This is a genomic window from Olegusella massiliensis, assembly GCF_900078545.1.
Taxonomy (GTDB): Bacteria; Actinomycetota; Coriobacteriia; order Coriobacteriales; family Atopobiaceae; genus Olegusella; species Olegusella massiliensis.
Genome location: NZ_FLLS01000002.1, coordinates 449,253 through 471,137, shown reverse-complemented (window position 1 = coordinate 471,137; position 21,885 = coordinate 449,253). Strand labels below are relative to the sequence as shown.

The window sequence follows — 21,885 nt, the reverse complement described above, 5'->3', positions numbered from 1 at the left end:
TATTGGGTATCTGATTGACAATCTACACTATATAATGTGGATAATTCCCAAAATACTGAAATCAAATGTTGATAGTTTGAAGAAAAGCGGTTGAAAAGCTCTGGAACCCCAGCTAGACGCGTGACGAAAACTTTTCTCGTGCTGCGATTCATATAAATATTGCATGAGCATTGTAAGAAAAAAAGTTTTTGCATGCCCACTCACCGATATATTGTGACCGCATACAGGCCTACCACAACCAATAGTGTCTCTGTAGATCAGAAGTGACTGAGAGAATGGCCTCTTGTTGTGTTTGTAGATAGGCCAAAAATATTTATTTTGTAAGTCGCCTCCAGGAAAGATGCGTGAGGAATAGACGCGTTTCATGGCTATGTTGACTGCTAGACTGAATGTGCTGCTGAAATATGTTTTGGTAGCATGCTGTTCGTATAGGTAAGGAAGCAAAGTATGCATGCGGATACCGCGACTATTGTCGGGCTCGTTACCCCTGTTAATCTGCGTTTTGTTGTGCCGGTATATCAGCGGCCGTATACGTGGGGGCTACGCGAGTGTGCACAGCTTTGGGACGATATAGTGACCGTAGGACGCACGGCAAAAGACGTGCGGCTTCGTAGTGAATATGGTGGACGCACTCTGATGTCGCCAAGCCACTTTACGGGTTCAATTGTATGGGTGCAGGATGGGGCAGTTTCCACCTCGGGTGTCGAGTCGCGGCTGCTCATTGATGGCCAGCAGCGAGTCACCACCTTGATGCTGGTGTTTGTGGCTCTGGCACGTTATGCGCATCGCCATCCCGAGCGCTCTGCTTCCTTAAGCTTTTCTGCTCAAGAAATCTTGGATGATGGCTATCTCACCAACAAACATCGTGATGGTCACGATCACTACAAGTTGACGCTTTCCAAAGGCGACCGTGAGTTGTTCCAAGCTTTAATTGACGCTCTTGAGAGTGACAGTGCTCCTGAAGCTCATAAGGCGATAAGTGCTCAGGGTTCCCATCATCTGTTGGAAAATCTTGCTTATTTTGAGCGTCAGCTAGAACATGTGGATATCAATAGTATCTGGCTGGGAATTCAGCAGCTACAGGTAGCATCTATTGCACTCACCGAAGGTCAGGACAATCCGCAGCTGGTGTTTGAGTCGATGAACTCTACGGGTAAAGATTTGTCATCGGCCGATCTTGTGCGCAACTTTATTTTGATGTCAGCTCCGATTGAGAGTCAAGAATCGCTTTATCGCAGTTTTTGGCAACCGATTGAGCAGTCACTCGATACGGATAATGACGCAAAACTTTTTGAGAACTTCTTGCACGATTGGCTAACTGCTAGCTGTGCCCCTCAAACATTTGAGCGCTCAGATATCTATGCCGCGTTCAAACGCTATGTACGTGACGGGGGATATAGCAGCGGCAATGCCATTATCACTCTGATTAATCAACTGCGTCGCACCGTGCGCTCTTATGTGCACATCACCCAAGGACAGGTAATGGAAGACTGCGATCCGCGACCTGAAATTGATGCTGCATTAACGGATTTGCGCAAGCTTGATCAAGCGGAAGTTAACCCTTTGCTGCTGTTTTTCCACGACGCCTACGATCAGCAGGATATTGACGCCGCAGTGTTTGAGAAGTCTTTGCGTATCACGGAGTCGTATTTGATGAGGCGCCTTGTCTGTAATTGTTCGTCAGAAGGTATGAAAAAATTCTTTTCGCAGTTGATTGCTCGTCTTGAAGGTGTGCGCGCGGTTGGTGGCGACTTTGTCGTGGCTTATGCCAGCTACCTACTTAATGAAGAGAGTAGCTCTCTGCGCTTTCCTGCTGATGATGAGTTTTGCCGTGCGCTTGCGTTGCGTAAGGCGGATGATTGGGATGCGACAACAGCAATCGGTTTGGCTTTGCAGGCGGGGGATAAGGCGCCTGTGCGCTGGGTATATCCTCAGCTAAGTGAGGCGACACGCGCAATCTATCGGCGAAGTCTTTAACTGCGGTTTTAAGGGGGATTGTCATGAAAAGTGTGCTGATTAAGGATACGACTCCCGAGGAGCGCAGGGCCATCGTGGCGCGAGGCTTGTCATTTTGTGACGATAGCTCTTGCGAAAATTGTAGTGGCTGTTCGATGGGTGTTGGCTCGGTTGAAGCGATGTATAAACCCTATATCGAAGGAAAACTTGAACTACGTGAGATCAACATGCTCCACGCTGCTACAAAATACACCCACGGTTAAAGTTACGATTATCTAGGCGTGAAAATCACGCATGAGAATGGTTGATGTACGAAAAAGTAAGCGCACCCAAGATGATGCGAGTACAAAATGCCCTCGCAGGCATTTGCCTGCGAGGGTATGAGGACGTAAACGTAGCTGTCCTGTGTGTTGCTAGGCGCAGAGCCAAAGCTTACGCCATAGCCTGCTCAACGGCGACAGCGCACGCGACGGTAGCGCCAACCATGGGATTGTTGCCCATGCCGATAAGGCCCATCATGTCAACGTGGGCGGGTACGGAGCTCGAGCCAGCAAATTGTGCCGATGAGTGCATGCGACCCATGGTGTCGGTCATGCCATAGGAAGCAGGACCTGCACCCATGTTGTCGGGATGCAGGGTACGACCCGTGCCGCCACCAGATGCAACAGAGAAGTACTTCTTGCCAGCAAGGACGCGCTCCTTAAAATAGGTGCCTGCGACGGGGTGCTGGAAGCGAGTAGGATTGGTGGAATTGCCGGTAATCGAAATATCAACGTTTTCATGCCACATGATAGCGACACCCTCACGGACGTCGTCAGCACCGTAGCAATTAACAGCAGCGCGAGGACCATCGGAGTACTTGGTGGTCTCGACCACGGTCAGCTCACCGGTGAAGTAATCAAACTGGGTCTGAACATAGGTAAAGCCGTTAATGCGAGCGATAATCTGTGCGGCGTCCTTGCCAAGGCCGTTGAGGATAACGCGCAGCGGCTTCTTGCGGGCCTTGTTGGCGTTGTTTGCGATGCCGATGGCGCCCTCAGCAGCAGCAAAAGACTCATGACCTGCGAGGAATGCAAAGCACTCGGTATCCTCGCCCAAAAGCATAGCTCCGAGGTTGCCGTGGCCCAAACCAACCTTACGATCTTCTGCTACAGAGCCAGGAACGCAGAATGCCTGCAGGCCTTCACCAATAGCGGCAGCTGCATCAGATGCGGTTGTGCAACCCTTCTTGATTGCGATTGCGCAGCCTGCAACGTATGCCCATGCGGCGTTTTCAAATGCGATTGACTGAACATCAAAGATAATTTTGCGAGCATCGATGCCCTTGTCCAGACAAATTTTTTCAGCCTCTTCGAGACTGGAAATACCATAACTATCGAGCACCTTGGTAATCTTTGCGATGCGGCGCTCGTAACCTTCAAATGTGACTGCCATAAGACGTGCCTCCTTTTCTTTCCCCAAGTTACTCGGCACGGGGGTCGATGACCTTGGCGGGCGCGTCCCACTGACCATAGCGGCCCTTTGCCTTTTCGAGCGCCTCGTTTGCATCGGTGCCAGCCTTGACGTCATCCATGAACTTGCCGAGGTTGACGAACTCAAAGCCGATGATCTCGTCCTTCTCGTTGAGGGCGATGTGGGTGATATAACCCTGGGTCAGCTCAAGATAACGGGGACCCTTGGCTGCGGTGCCATAAGTGGTACCCACCATGGAGCGCAGGCCTTTGCCAAGATCGTCGATGCCAGCGCCGATAGGCAGACCATCCTCGGAGAAAGCAGTCTGAGTACGACCATAGACAATCTGCAAGAAAAGCTCGCGCATAGCAACGTTGATAGCGTCGCAGACAAGGTCGGTGTTGAGAGCCTCAAGAATAGTCTTCTTGGGAAGAATTTCGGCAGCCATAGCAGCAGAATGGGTCATGCCTGAGCAGCCGACGGTCTCGAGTAGACATTCTTCAATAACGCCCGCCTTGACATTAAGCGAGAGCTTGCAAGCACCCTGCTGGGGTGCACACCAACCAACACCGTGCGTATAGCCAGAGATATCCTCAATTTTCTTGGCCTGAACCCACTTTCCCTCCTCAGGAATTGGGGCAGGACCATGGTATGCACCCTTGGCAACAGGGCACATCCTCTCCACGTCCGCTGAATACTGCATATAGCACTCCTCTCCAACGCCGACGATGCCGAGCAAAACCCGACATCCCGTCTGTGTCTCGCTAAAAACCGTCGAGACCTGAGCCAAATGCCCCCTTACAGGTGGCTCATACAGGTTAATTTTATGACAGAGAGAGCCTCTGTGGGGGCAGCATTTGCTGAAATACCCACAGAGGCTCGATAAAGGTACAAAATACGATGCCAAAGCTCGCTAACACGGCAGGACAAACACAAAACGCAGCAAAGCAACAATGCCATGCGGTAAAGCAGGACAGCGGCTAGTTTGCTTCATCCATCAGCTGGGTGAGGGTTAGATTCAGTTGTGACTCCTTGAGTTTGTCTTTGCCACCAAAGACTACAATGCTGCGGCGATTATGCAACTCACGTAAGGATGCTGCCATCGCACGCAAATCTTCGGCTGTGGTGGCCAACATTTGCTTGCGCACATCACAGCGCCAACCGTGCGGCTTGCCAGCGAATCTCTGCGAATCTTGACGACGTGCAATCTGGCGAGGCTTGAGCGGCGTGTCATGGGTGGCGACACTGGAGACGATGTAACCTTCCAGCTCGTCTTCACCACCGCTCCATTGAGCAAGCCAGGAACTCGCGCCCTCGTAGCGCACAATGGTGCCATCAATATCAGGGTCACGGTAAGACCAGAACTGGCTCACGCCTGCGCTGTTACGTTGGAACCCAGTGCCATAGGCTCCTCCCTTGACGCGGACTTCGTTCCATAGATAGTCAAACGAAAGTGCCCGCGAAGCTACCATCCAAGCGCCCAAGCTGCAGCTATCTGCCATAGAGCGCGGCTGCGCTTCACCCACATAACACACGTCGGAAGGAATGATATAGCCCTGGCGCATTGGTTTGTCTGGGTCTGGAAGTGCGATTTCTAGCTGATGCGTAGCGGTTTGCTTGCCAGCTTTTCTAAGACCGAGCGTGCCGCCCAAATCCCAAAAACGTTTATAGCTATCGGTGCTACCAGCAAAGCTGACGCTCATCTCATCTGCAGTAAATATACGCTGCGCGATATCGATAAGAATGTCTATGAGGGCGTCTTTGCGTTCGTCCCAGTGGGCAAGCAAATCTTTGAGGAAAAGGTAGTACTCCACACCACCCATTTGTGCAGTTGCTTTTGCAGCTGCCGAGTAGTGAGTTGCAAGTGCTGCCATTGCAGCACGGTGACCGGCGCCAATGAAGTTTTGCTCCATCGCAATACGGTGCTGCACGAGCAAGTTGTAGATACGATCCGTATCGGTGTAGAGGGTCTTGCCCCAGACCTCAGCAGGAAGCGTTGCAAGAGCCGCCGTTTTGTCTGCCAAGGCAGAAGCGCGCACAACCAGCAGCGGGTGCACAAAGCTTGAATCTTCATCTCGGCCATAGGCTTCGACGCTAAAGCTCAAAAAGCCTAATTCGCGCTCGATAAGCATGTCCAGCGCCGAAGCGTCATGCTCTGTGGTGTCGAGTTTACCAAGCAAATCCGTGAGCATACTCACGTAGGGCAGCTCATCAAAGCTAAAACGCCGTAAATCAAAGTAGTGCCAGACGTAATCGATGCCGTGAGTATCTAAATCATAGGCATAGCAGGGCAAAGGCGCTGTTTCATCCAGCGTAGCTGGCGTTTCTTCGGGTGCGTCTTTGATATCCGAAACGTGTAGGCGTGGCAAAAGTGCAATATCTTCGGGAGCATCCGGCGCTTCCTGTTCAGCACGAAGAACTGCTACCTCGTCAGCAATGGCCGCTAACTGATCATCAGACATCTGTGCGCGCAACTTGGCCAGCTCTGCCGCCTCTGCATCTGCCGCACCTTCGTCGGTGGGTATCAACTCTACAGCGCAGGAATGCTGGGAATGAACAACCATTTCATCAAGTAGCTGTTCAAAGCCGCCTGTTTTGACTGCATCCTTGAGATGTGCGAGCGCGTCTTCGTAATAAAGATATGCCACAGGGTTGTCGTCGTTGTAAAGCCAGCTCGACATTACTTGCATTGACAGGGCAACACCGTCAGCGTAGACGCCCCAATCGCCTTCGCGTAGATTAAATTCTGCCTGAGCAAGCGAGGCCTCAAGGCGTTCGCGCTCGATGCCATCAGCAACGAGACGCGCACAGGTATGTTCAACAAGCTCACGGAACTGCTTGGCCACACCTGGCTTTGCCCCCTTGAGTTGGAAGATAACCTGCGGTTGTAGTTCGGCATCAATGAGTGTGGCATTAAAGTCTTGACCCAGACCCGCTTCGAGTACAGCGCGCTTAAGTGGAGCCTCATTGGAGCCCGCCAAGGTGTCAAGTAATACATCTGCTGCTAGCACACGTGTGCGCTCATCAGCAGTGGCAAACACGTATGCCAGTGCGACAGAGGCATTCTCAGGGGCTGTTGCCATCTTGACTTGAGAAAGTCCTGCTTGGATGGGGGCTTGCATTGGCAGTGCGTTGGGCTTGCCAACACCGCGGTCAACAGCTTGCTCAAAACGCTTGTTGATGAAGGCAAGTTCGCGCTCAATATCAAGATCACCATACAAAATGGTGTAGCTGTTAGCGAGATTGTAGTGACGCGCATGGGTGTCGATAAACTGCTCGTAGCTGAGCTGAGGGATAGAGTGTGGATCTCCGCCAGAGACAAAACGGTAGGGAGTATCGGGGAAGAGTGCACGACTGACCTGATCAAATACAATTTCATCGGGATCTGAGAAGGCGCCTTTCATCTCGTTAAAGACAACGCCGTTATACATAAGCTGAGCATCGTCACCTTCGCCGGCAAGTTCGTAGTGCCAGCCTTCCTGCTCAAAAATGCGTGGACGCTGGTAGATGGCAGGATGTAGCACGGCATCCAGATAAACATCCATAAGATTTTCGAGATCGCGCTCGTTAGTGGACGCAACAGGATACATGGTTTTGTCGGGAAAAGTCATTGCGTTTAGGAAGGTCTGCATGCTCGTCTTGATTAAATTGACGAACGGCTCCTTGACAGGAAAACGATCCGAACCACACAACACTGAATGCTCAAGGATATGAAAAACACCCGTGTCATTAGCGGGTGGCGTTTTGAAACTGATGGCAAATGACTTGTTGACATCGTTGCAGGCAAGCCAGAGCGCACGGGCGCCGCTCGCGTCATGGCGCAGCTCATAGCCAGTAGCTGAGAGTTCGGAGATAGGATGAATTGCGGTGACACTAAAGCCCGAATGTTTGCTGCCAACCGCTAGTTTGGGGTCGGGAATAGTGAAATCCTTCTTATCCTTTTGCATGAGGTCCTCCAAGCAGTGTATTGGTGCTATTGTGCTTTAGGTTTTGTGCACTTATTTATAATACCCAGAGATGAGATGCCCATGCTTGAACCTCAACGTCAATCGACGCCTTCAGGAAAGATTGAAGCGCCGACTCCTGATCCTACAGGACGCGCATTGTTGCGCGGTATTTTTATTACGCTGCTTGGAGGCGCACTGTGGGGCGCAAACGGTACTGTATCCAAGTTTTTAATGGATGCCTATAACGTTGACCCCCTGTGGTTGGCTTGTGTACGTGAGCTGACTGCGTGCTGGCTTTTTTTGGCTGTAGCGCTGTTGCGTAATCGTCGTCGCCTGATAGATGCCCTGCATAGTCCGCGTGATCTCTGGGCAATTTTGCTTGTGGCGCTGGGCGGCATTATTTTTTCTCAGGTAGCTTATCTCGAGGCAATTGATTGGACTGATTCGGGTACAGCGACGGTGTTGCAGTCGCTAGAGATGCCCATGGTGCTGGTGTATGTGTGTGTGGTTACACCCCGCAAGCCGCGCAAACGTGAAGCGCTGGGTCTATTTCTTGCACTTATGGGTACGTATTTGGTGGCAACCGCAGGTGTGCCAACTCAGATGAATCTGCAGCCTGAAGGTCTTATTTGGGGTCTAATTTGTGCTGTTGCCGCTGCTATTTTGGCTATTTTGCCCGCACACATGATGCATCGCTGGGGTAATTTTGTGGTCAATGGTTTGTCTTTTTTGATGGCAGGAGTGCTGCTTTCGGCTTATGTGCGTCCCTGGGAAAATATGCCTACACTTGACTGGCTTGGCTGGTTGGCCGTTGTGTTTTCCGTGGTCATAGGTACTTTTGGTGCTTATGGCCTCTACCTGCAAGGCGTCAAAGAAGTCGGCTCGGTGCGAGGCTCGTTGCTTGCAACTTCCGAGCCTGTGGTGGCAACCATTACATCAGTTGTTTTTCTTGGTGCAACTTTTTCTGGAGCAGAGCTGCTGGGCTTTGCTTTAATTATCATTACCGTATTTCTGACTGTATAGCTGTATATAGCCCTGCAAGGAGCACACGAGGTCGCGCGGCTTGCAGGGCTTGAGGCACGTTAAGCTTAGGTGCTACTTCACCACAAGAGTGTCAACCTTTGCGGTTCTAATCAAAAAGGTCGAAATCGAGCCAAGCAGAGCATATTTGATTGGCGACAGTCCGCGCGCGCCGCATACCACTAAATCAGGGTTGATTTCATCAAGCATTTCATCTTTAAGTGTTTCGCGGATACGCCCCGCTTTGACAATAAGCGCGACTTTTTTGATGTTGGGCTCTGCTTGTGCCTTGGCGATTTGCTCGGCGATAGAATTGCGGAAATCCTCTTCAAGGGCGGAAATGAGGCCCGATGGATAAACCCCTGTAGTTTCTAATGCGGTTGAGTCAATGACATGACCGATGTAGAGTTCTGCGTTGTCGTTTGCTGCCGTTGTGATTGCACGATCGAGCACCTTATATTGCAGATCACTCCCATCAAGTGCTACAAAAATCTTGTCATAACCGAGGTCAGAGTAAGTCTTTGTCATCGTAATCCCTGCTTTCCGTAGAGTATCTACTAACTAGAGTTTACCCAGCTGTCAGATGATAAGTTTGCTTGTGGATGCTCTAGACGGTAGGCGGTCGGTGTTTTTCCGTAGCAGTTTGTGAGGGGCAGGCGGATGGTGGGCGTGTTGTCCTACATTGGTACGCAAAGATAGGCAAGCAAAGTGTCTGCGGTCTGTGCGTGCGTGGTATCTGTGGTTGTGTTCGTCATGGCGGGCCGTCTGTAGTAGCAAGACGTATTGGCAGTTAAAACTAGCGGGGGTGTACCCATGGATATGATTGAACTGCTCAAAGCGGTACTTTTTGGTTTAGTAGAAGGCATTACTGAGTGGTTACCCATTTCATCAACGGGTCATATGCTGTTGCTCGACCAATTCGTCAAGCTCAATGTATCTAAAGATTTTTGGGATATGTTTTTGGTAGTCATTCAGCTGGGGGCAATCCTGGCGGTTTGCGTACTTTTCTTCCATGCACTCAATCCCTTTTCGGGTAAGAAAAGCCCCGATGAACGCCGTGATACGTGGCGGCTTTGGGCACAGATTATCGTTGCTTGTATTCCTGCAGCTGCAATTGGTATCCCGTTGGACGACTGGATGGAAGCTCATCTAGGCAGTCCTTTTGTGATTGCCGCTGCACTTATTGTCTATGGTGTTGCTTTTATTGTGATTGAGTCTCGCCGCGATAGCCGTGCCCAGCAGTTGGTTGCTCGGGGAAGTTCTGCTCGTCATATGGCGGTACCTGTGACAGACAATCCTAGTGAGCTTGCTGATGCCGATGCGCGTGTGACGGATGTGCGTCATATGCCTTGGTTGACGGCGATAGGCATTGGCATTTTCCAGATTCTTTCGATTGTGCCAGGTACCTCACGCTCGGGCTCGACCATCATTGGCGGCCTGCTTTTGGGTTGCTCGCGCACGGTTGCAGCGGAGTTTACCTTCTTTTTAGCAGTGCCCGTAATGGTGGGTGCCAGCGCCTTGCGCTTGGTGAAGTTTTTCCTCAAAGGCAATAGCTTTGTTTTACATGAGTTAACGCTGTTGTTAGTTGGCTGTGTCGTTGCTTTTGTGGTGTCTTTGCTTGCGATTCGTTTCTTGATGTCCTTTGTCAAAAAGCACAATTTCAAGCCCTTTGGTTGGTATCGAATTATACTGGGTGCGGCTGTAGTAACGTACTTCTTACTTGTGCACTAAGTTTTGCTTGTCTGGCTTATCGGTGGCGTACAATAGAGCTACGGCTATTCTGAGTTTATAAGTCGGTACCAGCAAAAAAGACCGTAACAGCGCTGCGAGAGGGAAGAGGACCATATGCTTCGAGTCGGTATACTTACTAGCGGTGGTGATTGCCAAGCGTTGAATGCTACGATGCGCGCTATTGTGCGTACGGTTAGCAACGGATGCAAAAATCCAGTCGAGTTTTATGGCTTTCTCGATGGCTATCGTGGGTTGATGTATGGCCAGTATCGCAAACTCACGTGGCATGATGTGAGCGGTCTGCTGACGACGGGTGGCACCATTTTGGGCACAAGTCGTACACCGTTTAAGCTGATTCGTGAACCTGATGAAAATGGTCTTAACAAGGTTGAGGCCATGAAGCAGACTTACAAAAAACTGCGGCTTGATTACCTGTGCGTACTGGGTGGTAATGGCTCGCTCAAGACAGCAAACCTGCTGAATGAGGAAGGCCTGCATGTTATCGGTCTGCCAAAGACGATTGATAACGACACCTGGGGCACTGATATGACCTTTGGTTTTCCCTCGGCTATCGATATTGCAACCAAAGCAATTGATGATATCAAGACCACGGCAAGCTCACATGGACGTGTCTTTGTTATCGAGATTATGGGCCATAAGGTTGGCTGGATTCCCCTGTACGCAGGTGTTGCAGGCGGAGCTGACGTTATTTTGATTCCTGAGATTCCCTATGATCTGGATAACGTTGTTGCGGCCATTGAGAAGCGCGAAAAAATGGGCGGGCGTTTTGCCATTGTTGTGGTGGCCGAAGGTGCTATCACCAAGGGTGAAAAGATGCTCAACAAAAAAGAATACAAGGAGGTTCTTGCCCAGAGGACTGATCCTTCTGTTGCCTATGCGCTTGCGCGCGAGATTGAGTTGCGTACGGGCCGCGAGACGCGTGTAGCTATTCCGGGCCATACTCAGCGTGGCGGTACGCCTGATGCGCAGGATCGTATTTTTGCTTCCCAGTGCGGTGCGGTCGCGGGACATGCATTGGTTAAAGGTGAGTATGGTTTTCTGGTTGCACAGGTGGCAGGCAAGATGAAAAAAGTGCCACTGGCCGATATTGCTGGCAAGCTCAAGTATGTTGACCCCGAGAGCGATCTGGTGCGCGAGGCGCGTGAACTGGGCGTTTCCTTCGGTGATGAGTAGTTACTGTACTGCTTTGGCAAATACGTTGCGTTAGCAGACATGTTGGCACTGTAGGTACATTGCGTTGACAAGTACTTTTTGCTGCAAGCATGCTGTGCGCGGGATTATATTAAATAACACTTCAGCCCCGTTGGCCTTGTGCCGGCGGGGTTTTTGTCCTGCTAGGTACTACCAATCACGCTCGCTAACATGCCTCTCATCGACAAAGTTTGCCAAAGCAAAATAATTTACTTGCGTCAATCCAACTATCTGCTATTCTGTGTCGTGGGTAAAACAAAAACATACCAAGTCATACCATAAACGTAGCAAAGAGGCCCTCGTGAAAGAGAAGATGACACCTATCGTCGCCAAGGTTATGCCTGACGAGAAGGATCGCTTTTTCGAGGTCACAGAGAGTATCGGCACTACACCCTCTAACGCTATTCGTATGTTTATATCGGCTTTTAATCGTGCTGGGACTTTCCCGTTTGAAATCTTGGCAGCGGAGTCTCGAGATGGGGGAATGGGCAATGCGAGCTAGTGTGCGTTGGTGCCTACTTAGAGTTGTAATCACCCTTTCTAAACTGCTGCCCTGCCCTTTGACTTCACGTATGCGTAGTATCCAAACAAGCTACTGCATCCATCACATGTGGAGTGAATTGCGTTAGTTTTGCCTCATTAGCGCCTTTATAAGAAGCCCTGCAAATATCCTGCGAGTAAAGCAAGCAATATAAGCTCCCTGTAAGCCTTCTTCAGCTGTACGTAAACAGCTGTCTTTGAGCTCATTTGTTCGTGGATTTCCCCATAGGATGTGCGGTAGCACGACATGAACTTTTGTATTTATGTGTCGTGTCCTTTCGATTCCTTTGGAGGAAACATGTTACAACAAGATATGTCTCGGCGTCAGGTCTTTGGAGTTTTCGGCAGTATTGCAGCAATTGCTGCGGCCAGTGGTCTTGGCCTCACTGCATGTGGAACAAACTCCCCAGCAGGTTCTGCTGCTGGTTCTGGAGCAAATGCTTCCTCTAATTTGTCTGGGACAGTCAACTGCACGGGTGCTACTTCTTTTCAGGGTCTCATTGAAGCGGCAGCAAATAACTTTATGATGGAAAATGAAGAAGTCACCATTACCATTGGTGGTGGCGGATCAGGTCAGGGCCTTTCTGATGTTAAGGATGGTAAGGCGCAGCTTGGCCGCTCTGATGTTTTTGCAGAAGAGAAGCTTGAGCCAGAAGACGCAAAGAAGCTCAAGGATAATCAACTGTGCGTGGTAGGCATTGGCCCTGTAGTAAACGCCAAGGTCGATATTGATAACATCAGTGTCGAGCAGCTACGCGGCATTTTTACGGGAAAAATTACCAATTGGTCTGAAGTTGGTGGCAGTGCTGGCACGATTCAGGTAATCAACCGCAAAGCAGGCTCTGGTACACGTGCAACTTTTGAGTCGGCAGTCCTCCAGGGGCAAGCAGTTCCCACTGATTTTGTACCCGCAGCTGAAGAAGATTCCTCTGGTACCGTCGTTGAAAAAGTCTCACAAACCGAGGGTTCTATTTCCTACCTTGCCTTCTCATATTTTGATGACAGCAAATTCAAGGCTTTAGCTGTTGATGGCAACAAGCCTACAAATGAGAATGTCTGCTCAGGAGACTTTGGTATTTGGGCTTATGAACACCTCTATTGTTCAACTGATGTTGATGCAACGACCCAGGCCTTTGTTGACTACCTTCTTTCAGATGAGGTTCAGAGTAGCCTCGTAGAGTCTGAAGGCTTTATTCCTATTACCTCTATGCAAGTAAAGAAGGATGCAAAGGGCAATGTCAGTGCAGCCTAAAGTCATACAAAAAGACTGCGCCAACATAGTAGATATAGGCAGCGCCTCTTCCCAAGAAAGGGGCGCCTGCCCTACTGCTGTAGCTGGCCACCGTCTCGCAAAACGTAAGCTTGAGTGGATAGGTCTTGGCCTAACGAGTTTTTGCGTTGCTCTTGTAACCCTTGTCATGTTCGCTCTCATCATCATGGTATTTAGTCAAGGACTTATGACTTTCTTGCATGATGGAGTTGACTTTGGCACCTTCCTCACAAGCGCCCACTGGATAATCGATAGGGGGTACTTTGGTGCTGCCTCTCTTATTGTGGGTTCTTTTTCGGTTACGTTGCTGTCGACGCTCTTTACCCTGCCAATTGCTATTGGCTCGGCAATTTTTGTCGTTGAAATCCAGCCGAGCTTTGGTCGTAAGGTATTTCAGCCCTTGGTAGAGCTACTCGTAGGCATCCCCTCGGTTGTGTATGGCTTGTTGGGCCTTGCTGTAGTCAATTCAAGCATGCGCATGTTATTTGGGAAACTAGCAGGTACAGGCGCCGGTATTTTGTCTGGTGCAATCGTTTTGGCAGTCATGATATTACCTACCGTTACTACCTTGACTATTGATGCCCTGGCAGCTGTGCCGCTTTCCTATCGTGAGGGTTCGTATGCACTTGGGTGCACACGTTGGCAGACAGTACGTCATGTTGTGTTGCGCAGCGCAACTCCTGGAATTATGACAGCAGTCATTATGGGAATGACCCGTGCATTCGGCGAGACTCTTGCTGTGCAATTTGTCATCGGTGGTGTTGAGCGTGCGATGCCAACATCGCTCTTTAGTCCAGCAGCAACCCTTACCACAGCGTTAACGTCAGGTTTTGCAAATGCCACGACAGGCTCGGTGCCTTACCACGCATTGTGGTCACTTGGCATGCTGCTTTTAGCCATGTCACTATTCTTCATTTTGCTTATTCATTTAATTGAGAAGAAGGGCAAGGTCAGGCATGGATAACAGCTCTCTTCCCAATCCAGAAAAACAGATAAATATGCCATCAGCTACAAGCTCAACACATGTTCGACGTGTAGTTCGTCAGGATCGTCTCGCGACAGTCATACTTACCGCAATTGTTGCGTTTGTATTGGCGTTGCTTGCCGGTATTGTCATCTACATTGTTGTACAGGGTATCCCTGTGGTGCTTCGCCCTGGTTTTCTTACCAACTCACCACTCGATCGGGTAAATCCGGGTATCTCCTTTGAGCTTTTTGACTCTTTTTATATGTTGCTTTGGACGCTTATTATTTCGCTTCCCATCTCTTTGGGTGCAGCAATCTTTTTAGTCGAATATGCTCCGAACAACAGGCTGACTTTTGTTGTAAAAACAGCAATCGAGGCGCTTTCAAGCTTTCCCTCAATTGTGGTTGGCATGTTTGGCTCGATTTTCTTTGTTGCGTATTGTGGCTGGGGCGTATCGATACTTTCTGGCGCGCTTGCTCTTACGATGTTTAACATTCCTATTTTGGTTCGCGTCATCCAGCAAGCTCTCGAAGCTGTGCCTACGGTACAACGTGATGCTAGCCTTGCTATGGGGCTGACGCGTTGGGAGACTACCTGTCATGTGCTGCTTCCAACGGCAATGCCAGCGATTGTGACAGGTGTGGTAATTAGCGCTGGTCGAGTTTTTGGTGAGGCTGCGGCGTTGATTTTTACTTCTGGAGCGGCACCTGCCATGCTTAACTTCCGCAGTGTCAATCTGGCCTCTCTTCGCAATCCTTGGAATGTATTTAGGCAAGCAGAAACTCTTGCTGTGCATATTTACAAATTGCGCATGGAGCCTACACCAGGTAACGATCAAATTGCGTGGGGTACAGCAGCAGTTCTTCTTATTTGTATTCTCTTCTTTAATATTGCAGCACGCCTCATTGGTCGTTTGCTTGTACGAAAAACCACTGGTGAATGAAGACATCCATGAATGAAAAACAATCTCAAGCGCTCTTAGAAACTCGTGATGTTACGGTCACCTATGACTTGACCCATGAGGCTTTGCATGCGACCTCGCTCAAGTTTTCTGCTCAGGAAGTTACTGCACTTATTGGCCCATCTGGCTGTGGAAAATCGACTTTTTTACGTGCACTCAACCTGATGAACCGAGAAATTCCTTGTTGCAAAATTGACGGAGAAATTTTCTATCACGGGCGCAATATTAATACGCCAAGTGAGGATGTATTCCAGCTTCGTCGCTCTATTGGCATGGTTTTTCAGCAGCCTACGCCTTTTCACAAATCAATTAGAGACAATATCTTGTTTGCCCCGCGCCGTCATGGCTTGATAGCCAACCATAGTGACGCAGATGAGCTTGTAGAAAAAAGTCTTCGTCAAGCAGCGCTTTGGGATGAGGTAAAAGACAAGTTAGGACGCTCCGCTTATGCCCTTTCGGGTGGCCAGCAGCAGCGTCTTTGTATTGCACGCACGCTTGCCATGAAACCAGATGTGATTTTGTTTGATGAGCCGTGTTCTGCTCTCGATCCCATCAGTACGTTTGTTGTAGAGGAATCTATTCGTCAAATTGCCGACTCGGGAATTTGCGCCGCAATTGTTACACACAATATGGAACAAGCAACGCGTATTTCTGACCGTACTGCCTTTTTTTATTTGGGCGATATGGTCGAAACCGGAACGACAAAACAGATTTTCTCGGATCCTTCCGATCAGCGGCTTGTGGATTATCTGACAGGAAGGTTTGGCTAATGTCTGCGATACATACAGATTCCTCAGCGTCTAGTGCAATACAGATGAGGGATTTTAATTTGTGGTATGACCAGGGGGCTTTTCAAGCGCTCAAGCATATCAACCTTGATATCCCTAAACACAAAATCATGGCATTTATTGGACCTTCCGGCTGTGGCAAATCAACGCTTCTACGCTGTTTCAATCGTATGAGTGATTTTGTTGAGGGCATCAAAATTGAGGGAAGCATGAAAATGGGGGAGCAGGACATCTTTGCGATGGACGCACTGTATCTGCGTACCCAGGTAGGCATGGTTTTTCAAAAGCCCAATCCTTTCCCTTTTTCTATTCGTGAAAATGTCTTATATGGCCCTGCCCGCGCTCGCCATATTAGCCGCTCGGAAGGTGATGAAATCTGTGAAAAAGCACTTTCTGAAGCTGCTCTTTGGGATGAAGTAAAAGATAAGCTCAATCAAAATGGCCTTGGTTTGTCTGGTGGACAGCAACAGCGCTTGTGCATCGCTCGAGCACTGGCAACCAATCCAGACATTATTTTGATGGATGAGCCAACGTCTGCTCTTGATCCCCTTTCTACTGCAGTAATTGAGGAACTTATGCTCAAAATGGCTGGGGACCATACTGTCGTTGTAGTGACCCACAATATGCAGCAAGCAACCCGCGTTGCTGACAATACGGCTTTTTTCTATCTAGGTGAGCTTATAGAAATGTCTACCACACGCGAAATTTTTGCCAACCCGCAGCAGCGCCGTACACAAGAGTATCTTTCAGGAAGGTTTAGCTAATGATTACTCGTACTGTTCTTACTGAGCAACTCGATCAAATTTTGCAGCTCCTCTCTAGGTATACGAAGCTGACGGCGAAAAACATCAGGCTCACTGATGAGGCCTTTTGTGGTGATAGCGAGGCGAGCGAAATGATTTTGGCTGCTGCGAAAAAAGGAGAAAAACTGAGAAGTGACATCGAGAGTAGCTGTTTGGATGTACTGCTTCTCCAGCAGCCGCTTATTGGTGATGATTTGCGTTTTGTCACGGCAAGTTTTCGCGTAGTATCCGACATTTCACGCGTCGATTCAATGAGTCGAGATATTGCATTTTTAGTGCACGAGATGCCCAGTAATATTGCAGCTTGCATTGCCGAGCCTATAGAGAATATGGCAGAGCTTACCTCGCATATGGTGGTATCAGCGGTTGATGCCTTTCAAACATCGGATGTTGCTGTTGCAGAGTCAGTCATCGCCTCAGATCAACAGATCAACGAACTGTATGCCCAGTGCGAGCACGATATCGTTGAACTCATTCGTTCGAAAACCTCATCAGCAAGCTATCTACCCGAGCTGTTGATGATTGCCAAATACTTCGAGCGTATCGGAGACCACGCAAAACGCATTGCCTCTTGGGCAATATTTAGAGCAACTGGCAGGCATCGCAGAGGTTTAGGACAAGTAACTGATATTCTTTTTGAAGATGAGGGCAAAGATGCTGATTCTACGCTGCGCGGGTAGATAGATGCACGTTGTCATAGTATGCAGATGGCAGGATGCTAAGAGCATATAGGTGGTAAGGGTTTTACGGATGAATGGTTATGGATAATGGTCTATTACGTTGAAGATGACAAAAACATCCGCGAACTCACTATTTATGCTCTGAAACAATCTGGCATCGAAGCCGAAGGCTTTCTCGATGATATTTCGTTTCGCCGCGCCTGTGCTCAGCGCGTTCCCGATGTGGTTTTGCTTGACATAATGCTCCCTGGGTCTGATGGACTAAGTATTTTGCATCGTATTCGGCAAACTGCAGGTATGTCTCATGTAGCTGTAATGATGCTGACGGCAAAAGATACAGAATTAGATACAGTCAGAGCGCTTGATATGGGCGCTGACGACTATCTCACTAAGCCATTTGGGATGCTTGAGATGGTAAGCCGTGTACGGGCGTTATTGCGGCGTGTCCGTAGTAGTTCCCATGAGCAGTTAGACGAAAAAATTGAAGTCGGGCCTTTGGTGGTTTTTCCTTCTAAAAGAGATGTACAAATTGCAGGTAAGCACCTTGATTTAACGATGCGAGAGTTTGATTTGCTCTGCTTTCTTGCGCATGATCCAGGAGTTGTTTTTTCGCGCGAAGAACTGTTGAGACGTGTGTGGGGCTGGGATTTTGACGGGGGAAGTCGTACGGTAGACGTGCACGTACAGCAGATTCGCGCAAAACTGGGGGCGCAATCAGGTCTTATCGAGACTATGCGTGGGGTGGGATACCGCCTTTGTGATACCGCAAGAAAGCTGGATTAGTGAAGAGTTTGTTTCATAGAATATATGGGGTACTTCTTGCGACTTCGCTGATGGCGGTAGTTTTGGCTGCCACCGTAAGTGCCTTTGTGTTCTATGAGTCATCCATCAATGATGGCCACGCAGATCTTGAGCGTGGGTGTGGATTGGTAGTCTCTGCTCTCGAAGAGCAAGATAATTTGCTTAAAAAATTGCCGTTGTCTGAAAACAACACCGAGTTTATTGATGAAGAAACCCGTCTGCTTTCGGGATTAGATTTGGGCGGCGCACGCATCACGCTCATTGCGGCTGATGGCACCGTGCTTTATGACAACGAATTTGATGTGGCAGATTTACCCAATCATGCTAATAGGCCAGAAGTTGTTCAGGCTTTAAAGCAGGGTTTTGCAAGTTCTGAGCGAGCAAGTGACACCGCAGGTTATGTCAGTCTTTATCATGCTAAACGCATGCGTGATGGGCGTGTTGTGCGTCTTGCCGAAGACGAAGCGAATGTCTCTCGATTTTTGACTCAAGATGTTGTTCCTTTGGGGGTAGTGTTTGCAGTTCTTGCTGTTGCTTGTATTGTCGCAGCTCGCCTTTTTTCACGTTGGCTTACGAGGCCTATCCTTGCTATGGATTTGGGGGATTTGAAAGCCGGATCTCCCTATCGAGAGCTCGAGCCTTTGACTCAAAGGCTGAGCGATCAGCAAGATGAAATTCATCAGCAGCTCCAAGAGCTACGCGAAGCAGCAGAGATTCGGCAGCAGTACAGTTCAAATGTCACACATGAGCTCAAGACTCCTATCGCATCGATTTCTGGTGCAGCAGAGCTCGTTGAAAGTGGCTTGGTGCCTCCTGAGGATATCCCAGGTTTTGCTCATCGTATTCGTGGAGATGCAGATCGCTTGCTTGTGCTGGTAAACGATATTCTCACCCTGTCAAGACTTGATGAAAGCGAACGTTCAGGGGATTTGTCACTGCTCGGAACCGCTGAACCTTGCGATTTGTATTCCATTGCTGCTGATGTGTTGGTGCGTCTAGAAGCCTCTGCCGAGAGCAAGGGTGTGAGCCTTTCCCTTAAGGGTTCCAGCGTTATTATCCAAGGGTACCCTCGCTTATTAGATGAGTTGATAAATAACCTCATAGCAAATGCGATTCGCTATAACCGCCCGGAAGGATCTGTATCAGTTTCTTGTGGTGTTGCACAGCCTGATGTAAGCGAAAATCAGAATAGCGACGCTCAGGCCGTCCCGTTTATCACGGTTGCAGATACGGGTATTGGCATTCCTGCTGAGGATACGCAAAAGATTTTTGCTCGATTCTATCGCGTAGATACGAGTCGTGCCCGTGAAACAGGCGGTACTGGTTTAGGTCTTGCGATTGTAAAGCATGCTTCTGCAGTCCATCACGGCAAAATTTCTCTGGAGTCTACCGTAGGCTTTGGCACTACGATAACGATAAGTTTTCCTGCCATAAGCTAAAGTGCCACAATCTCACTGGAGTGACATGGTACTGATGGCCACGGCGAAGTTGCGAGCTTGCTCTGGGGTATTGCTTGCTCAGTAGGGTGGTCAACGGGAAGTTTTGCTTGATGAAGTAGGTCTTCGACAGATTTTTGATACTGCTGCATTTGTTGGGCAGAGTGAGCACATTTCTTATGCAAATCTGAGTTAGGATAGAGGAGACTTCGACAAGGAGCAGGAGAAGGCACATGGCAGGAGACGCATACGAGGGTCTCGGCGCGCGACTGTGGCGACTGAAACCAGTTTGGGTGGCATACGCCGTCTTGATTGGCTTGGTTATTCTTGGCTATGTGCTCCCAAAAGGTGGCATGCCCTATGCGTGGTGGTACATCTTTTTCTTGATTCCTTTTAGCACGTTGTATAGCGTACCTTTTGGCTTGGGCACAGGAATCGCAGCTCAGACATTGGTGTGGTATACCTCTGATTATGGACATCGTTTAGTGGGATTTTGTACTGCGATTGTTGCAGTTGCGATGGCAGCATGTTGGGGCCCAAGCATTATTAATAATTTTGACCCTCTGTATCTTGCCGCCTTGATATGGCCCGTATTGTCATCGGCTCTTGCCATGCTGCTCAGCATGCATTTTGTGCGCGAACGCGAATACGAAGAGGCAGTGATGTATGATGACTATGATAGGGGAGAGGACGAAGAGTAGATATTTGCGCTGGTAGATATAGGTATTTTTGCGCTATTCTCTGCTTAATCTCTTTTTCTATCTGAAGGATTCGGCAAGCCCGCATTGCTTGCATAGTTTGACTCGTCGTCGCGGCTGCGGCGTGGGGGATATGTAAAACTTCTCTCGATTATTTTCTCGAGGAACAGCGGATTACTGAAAAGATACTTAAGAAAGAGTCAATCACTGAATAGTTAAAACTTTTAGCCCAGTCGAGCCAAATTTATTCGCGTTCCGACCAAAAATGCTTCCACATTGATAAAATATCCGATTAAAAGAGAAAACCTATTTAAAAGGTACGTCGGTGACGTTATGGATAAGGCACAAGTCACAAAAGATTGGTCTCAGATAGGCAAAAGGCTCTTTTGGATATGGATAGCTGTGGGCCTTATCTGGACTACTCTCAGCATTCCTCTGCACACGCCATATACAACGCTGTGCATTGTAGGTTCGATCATAGATGCGCTTTTTGCTGCGGCTCAGATATATGTTGAAAGTCATATGGGACGCAAGTGGGCTCTTGTGATTTGGGCGGTGATAATGATACTGTCTTTAGCCCTTGCCATCTATTTTTGTTTGGCGTAAAAGTCCCGTATCTGTAAGCACTGCAAGTCTCGAGATAGTTAGGCACTCATTGCCTCTCCCTGATCGTATCTAGGCGGGGAGAGGCAACACGTTATCCTGTAAAGGTAATACGTTATCCTGCGACGACGGCACCCAAGATAGATGACACAATTGAAATGATAATGGCGCCTATAAAAGCTGATCCAAAGCCGGAAATAGCAATTCCTGTACCAAAGACCTCACGAGCGAGATAAGCCGCCAACTCTAGCATCAATGCATTGATGACTAAGCTAAAAAGTCCCAGCGTTAAAAATGTAATAGGGAAAGATAAGAACTGCATCGTAGGCTTAACGAGGGCATTGACCAATGCTAGCGCCAATGCTGTCATCATAGCTGCGCCCCAGTTGCCGCCTACAGGTTTGATGCCGGGTACCAAATAAACCGCAGCCATTGTTGCGACGGTTGTGACAAGCCAAGTTCCAATAAAACTCATGATGCTACCTTTCAAACTCGTGCTACGCCTGCAGGCATAGCACATAGGGGTAGTTATTGCTGTTACCCCAAACGGTTATGAGAATAGTATTCCCCATTTTACACACCAAACATACCGACAATGCGATACTTTAGGATACTAAAGCCAATCACTACTCTTCGGAGGCGATACCGATGGTCGGACGTCGTGAGCAAGATATCCAGTTGTGGCAAAATCAGCTTTATTCTGCATTTTGTCAGCTGAGTTCGCCCCAGGAAGTGCGAGCATTTCTTTCGGATCTTTTGAGTCCACGTGAGATAGAAGAGTTTGCACGTAGACTTGAGGTGGCGCGTATGCTACGCGCAGGCTCGTCATACATCGAAGTATCGCAGACAACTGGCGCAAGTTCTACCACCGTGAGCCGGGTATCAAAATGTCTTAATGGCATGGCAGGTGGATATCGTTTAGTACTTGAACGGCTTGACGAAGCAAAGCAGTAGTTTTGTTGTCCTGCAGGCACGCTACCATACATATGAGCAAATTTTTCACATCCAGTTTGGCTCATG

General features: G+C 49.0%; 22 protein-coding genes. 17 read left to right on the top strand and 5 right to left on the bottom strand.

Annotated features, from left to right (window positions below):
* Positions 1–447: 447 nt before the first annotated feature.
* Entirely contained in the window at positions 448–1,977 is a 1,530-nt protein-coding gene (locus tag BN4314_RS02325) for a DUF262 domain-containing protein (protein ID WP_068539597.1), read from the top strand.
* Positions 1,978–2,000: 23 nt separating this feature from the next.
* Positions 2,001–2,219 carry an NADH-ubiquinone oxidoreductase-F iron-sulfur binding region domain-containing protein gene (locus BN4314_RS02320; protein WP_068539596.1) on the top strand — a complete coding sequence of 73 codons (219 nt, stop codon included), beginning with the start codon at positions 2,001–2,003 and terminating at the stop codon, positions 2,217–2,219.
* Positions 2,220–2,388: 169 nt separating this feature from the next.
* Here the strand turns inward: BN4314_RS02320 and BN4314_RS02315 are convergent, their stop codons facing one another.
* The 3 genes from BN4314_RS02315 to BN4314_RS02305 form a co-directional block, all read right to left on the bottom strand.
* Complete coding sequence (locus BN4314_RS02315; protein WP_021735949.1) at positions 2,389–3,390, bottom strand: GGGtGRT protein; 1,002 nt, start codon at positions 3,388–3,390, stop codon at positions 2,389–2,391.
* Positions 3,391–3,418: 28 nt separating this feature from the next.
* Positions 3,419–4,111 carry an iron-sulfur cluster assembly scaffold protein gene (locus tag BN4314_RS02310; RefSeq protein ID WP_021735873.1) on the bottom strand — a complete coding sequence of 231 codons (693 nt, stop codon included), beginning with the start codon at positions 4,109–4,111 and terminating at the stop codon, positions 3,419–3,421.
* A 277-nt stretch (positions 4,112–4,388) separates the two neighbouring features.
* Positions 4,389–7,355 carry an insulinase family protein gene (locus tag BN4314_RS02305; RefSeq protein WP_082911130.1) on the bottom strand — a complete coding sequence of 989 codons (2,967 nt, stop codon included), beginning with the start codon at positions 7,353–7,355 and terminating at the stop codon, positions 4,389–4,391.
* An 81-nt stretch (positions 7,356–7,436) separates the two neighbouring features.
* Between BN4314_RS02305 and BN4314_RS02300 the strand changes: the two genes are divergently transcribed.
* A complete protein-coding gene (locus BN4314_RS02300; RefSeq protein ID WP_187369529.1) occupies positions 7,437–8,378 on the top strand; it encodes a DMT family transporter in 942 nt (313 codons plus the stop codon).
* A gap of 72 nt (positions 8,379–8,450) precedes the next feature.
* Here BN4314_RS02300 and BN4314_RS02295 read toward each other — a convergent pair whose 3' ends face one another.
* Positions 8,451–8,903, bottom strand: coding sequence for a universal stress protein (locus tag BN4314_RS02295; RefSeq protein WP_021735828.1), 453 nt, complete (start codon positions 8,901–8,903; stop codon positions 8,451–8,453).
* A gap of 285 nt (positions 8,904–9,188) precedes the next feature.
* Here BN4314_RS02295 and BN4314_RS02290 point away from each other — a divergent pair, with 285 nt between their 5' ends.
* The 13 genes from BN4314_RS02290 to BN4314_RS02230 all read left to right on the top strand — a co-directional run bounded on the left by BN4314_RS02290 (position 9,189) and on the right by BN4314_RS02230 (position 20,868).
* Positions 9,189–10,106 carry an undecaprenyl-diphosphate phosphatase gene (locus BN4314_RS02290; RefSeq protein WP_021735946.1) on the top strand — a complete coding sequence of 306 codons (918 nt, stop codon included), beginning with the start codon at positions 9,189–9,191 and terminating at the stop codon, positions 10,104–10,106.
* A gap of 114 nt (positions 10,107–10,220) precedes the next feature.
* A complete protein-coding gene (locus BN4314_RS02285; RefSeq protein ID WP_021735918.1) occupies positions 10,221–11,300 on the top strand; it encodes a 6-phosphofructokinase in 1,080 nt (359 codons plus the stop codon).
* A 319-nt stretch (positions 11,301–11,619) separates the two neighbouring features.
* The gene (locus tag BN4314_RS02280; RefSeq protein ID WP_021735825.1) at positions 11,620–11,820 is read left to right on the top strand and encodes a type II toxin-antitoxin system RelB/DinJ family antitoxin; all 201 of its coding nucleotides are present in this window, start codon (positions 11,620–11,622) and stop codon (positions 11,818–11,820) included.
* A gap of 336 nt (positions 11,821–12,156) precedes the next feature.
* Positions 12,157–13,110, top strand: a complete 954-nt coding sequence (locus BN4314_RS02275; protein ID WP_021735851.1) for a phosphate ABC transporter substrate-binding protein — start codon at positions 12,157–12,159, stop codon at positions 13,108–13,110.
* Positions 13,094–14,092 carry a phosphate ABC transporter permease subunit PstC gene (gene pstC / locus BN4314_RS02270; protein WP_021735914.1) on the top strand — a complete coding sequence of 333 codons (999 nt, stop codon included), beginning with the start codon at positions 13,094–13,096 and terminating at the stop codon, positions 14,090–14,092. The genes BN4314_RS02275 and pstC overlap by 17 nt, the downstream gene beginning before the upstream one ends.
* A complete protein-coding gene (gene pstA, locus BN4314_RS02265; RefSeq protein ID WP_021735844.1) occupies positions 14,085–15,038 on the top strand; it encodes a phosphate ABC transporter permease PstA in 954 nt (317 codons plus the stop codon). The genes pstC and pstA overlap by 8 nt, the downstream gene beginning before the upstream one ends.
* Positions 15,035–15,826 (top strand): phosphate ABC transporter ATP-binding protein, encoded by a 792-nt coding sequence (locus tag BN4314_RS02260; RefSeq protein ID WP_035098660.1) that lies wholly within the window; start codon positions 15,035–15,037, stop codon positions 15,824–15,826. The genes pstA and BN4314_RS02260 overlap by 4 nt, the downstream gene beginning before the upstream one ends.
* Positions 15,826–16,608, top strand: a complete 783-nt coding sequence (pstB, locus tag BN4314_RS02255) for a phosphate ABC transporter ATP-binding protein PstB (RefSeq protein ID WP_021735876.1) — start codon at positions 15,826–15,828, stop codon at positions 16,606–16,608. The genes BN4314_RS02260 and pstB overlap by 1 nt, the downstream gene beginning before the upstream one ends.
* Positions 16,608–17,327: a phosphate signaling complex PhoU family protein gene (locus tag BN4314_RS02250; protein WP_068539594.1), complete on the top strand. Its 720-nt coding sequence runs from the start codon at positions 16,608–16,610 to the stop codon at positions 17,325–17,327. The genes pstB and BN4314_RS02250 overlap by 1 nt, the downstream gene beginning before the upstream one ends.
* Before the next feature lie 87 nt (positions 17,328–17,414).
* Positions 17,415–18,110 (top strand): response regulator transcription factor, encoded by a 696-nt coding sequence (locus BN4314_RS02245; protein WP_021735859.1) that lies wholly within the window; start codon positions 17,415–17,417, stop codon positions 18,108–18,110.
* An 8-nt stretch (positions 18,111–18,118) separates the two neighbouring features.
* Positions 18,119–19,567 (top strand): sensor histidine kinase, encoded by a 1,449-nt coding sequence (locus BN4314_RS02240; RefSeq protein WP_187369528.1) that lies wholly within the window; start codon positions 18,119–18,121, stop codon positions 19,565–19,567.
* A 230-nt stretch (positions 19,568–19,797) separates the two neighbouring features.
* Entirely contained in the window at positions 19,798–20,265 is a 468-nt protein-coding gene (locus tag BN4314_RS02235) for a hypothetical protein (RefSeq protein WP_035098659.1), read from the top strand.
* A gap of 330 nt (positions 20,266–20,595) precedes the next feature.
* The gene (locus BN4314_RS02230) at positions 20,596–20,868 is read left to right on the top strand and encodes a hypothetical protein (RefSeq protein ID WP_021735871.1); all 273 of its coding nucleotides are present in this window, start codon (positions 20,596–20,598) and stop codon (positions 20,866–20,868) included.
* A 112-nt stretch (positions 20,869–20,980) separates the two neighbouring features.
* On the opposite strand, the gene BN4314_RS02225 is transcribed toward BN4314_RS02230, so the two are convergent.
* Positions 20,981–21,340, bottom strand: a complete 360-nt coding sequence (locus BN4314_RS02225; protein ID WP_021735923.1) for a phage holin family protein — start codon at positions 21,338–21,340, stop codon at positions 20,981–20,983.
* Between the two features lie 173 nt (positions 21,341–21,513).
* Between BN4314_RS02225 and BN4314_RS02220 the strand changes: the two genes are divergently transcribed.
* On the top strand, positions 21,514–21,819 hold the full coding sequence (locus BN4314_RS02220; protein ID WP_021735840.1) for a YerC/YecD family TrpR-related protein: 306 nt from the start codon (positions 21,514–21,516) through the stop codon (positions 21,817–21,819).
* Positions 21,820–21,885 lie beyond the last annotated feature (66 nt).

Bases quoted from the DNA above. Each gene is read 5' to 3' on its own strand.
- BN4314_RS02325 (WP_068539597.1), top strand. From the start codon at position 448: ATGCATGCGGATACCGCGACTATTGTCGGGCTCGTTACCCCTGTTAAT.
- BN4314_RS02320 (WP_068539596.1), top strand. From the start codon at position 2,001: ATGAAAAGTGTGCTGATTAAGGATACGACTCCCGAGGAGCGCAGGGCC.
- BN4314_RS02315 (WP_021735949.1), bottom strand. From the start codon at position 3,390: ATGGCAGTCACATTTGAAGGTTACGAGCGCCGCATCGCAAAGATTACC.
- BN4314_RS02310 (WP_021735873.1), bottom strand. From the start codon at position 4,111: ATGCAGTATTCAGCGGACGTGGAGAGGATGTGCCCTGTTGCCAAGGGT.
- BN4314_RS02305 (WP_082911130.1), bottom strand. From the start codon at position 7,355: ATGCAAAAGGATAAGAAGGATTTCACTATTCCCGACCCCAAACTAGCG.
- BN4314_RS02300 (WP_187369529.1), top strand. From the start codon at position 7,437: ATGCTTGAACCTCAACGTCAATCGACGCCTTCAGGAAAGATTGAAGCG.
- BN4314_RS02295 (WP_021735828.1), bottom strand. From the start codon at position 8,903: ATGACAAAGACTTACTCTGACCTCGGTTATGACAAGATTTTTGTAGCA.
- BN4314_RS02290 (WP_021735946.1), top strand. From the start codon at position 9,189: ATGGATATGATTGAACTGCTCAAAGCGGTACTTTTTGGTTTAGTAGAA.
- BN4314_RS02285 (WP_021735918.1), top strand. From the start codon at position 10,221: ATGCTTCGAGTCGGTATACTTACTAGCGGTGGTGATTGCCAAGCGTTG.
- BN4314_RS02275 (WP_021735851.1), top strand. From the start codon at position 12,157: ATGTTACAACAAGATATGTCTCGGCGTCAGGTCTTTGGAGTTTTCGGC.
- pstC (WP_021735914.1), top strand. From the start codon at position 13,094: ATGTCAGTGCAGCCTAAAGTCATACAAAAAGACTGCGCCAACATAGTA.
- pstA (WP_021735844.1), top strand. From the start codon at position 14,085: ATGGATAACAGCTCTCTTCCCAATCCAGAAAAACAGATAAATATGCCA.
- BN4314_RS02260 (WP_035098660.1), top strand. From the start codon at position 15,035: ATGAAGACATCCATGAATGAAAAACAATCTCAAGCGCTCTTAGAAACT.
- pstB (WP_021735876.1), top strand. From the start codon at position 15,826: ATGTCTGCGATACATACAGATTCCTCAGCGTCTAGTGCAATACAGATG.
- BN4314_RS02250 (WP_068539594.1), top strand. From the start codon at position 16,608: ATGATTACTCGTACTGTTCTTACTGAGCAACTCGATCAAATTTTGCAG.
- BN4314_RS02245 (WP_021735859.1), top strand. From the start codon at position 17,415: ATGGTCTATTACGTTGAAGATGACAAAAACATCCGCGAACTCACTATT.
- BN4314_RS02235 (WP_035098659.1), top strand. From the start codon at position 19,798: ATGGCAGGAGACGCATACGAGGGTCTCGGCGCGCGACTGTGGCGACTG.
- BN4314_RS02230 (WP_021735871.1), top strand. From the start codon at position 20,596: ATGGATAAGGCACAAGTCACAAAAGATTGGTCTCAGATAGGCAAAAGG.
- BN4314_RS02225 (WP_021735923.1), bottom strand. From the start codon at position 21,340: ATGAGTTTTATTGGAACTTGGCTTGTCACAACCGTCGCAACAATGGCT.
- BN4314_RS02220 (WP_021735840.1), top strand. From the start codon at position 21,514: ATGGTCGGACGTCGTGAGCAAGATATCCAGTTGTGGCAAAATCAGCTT.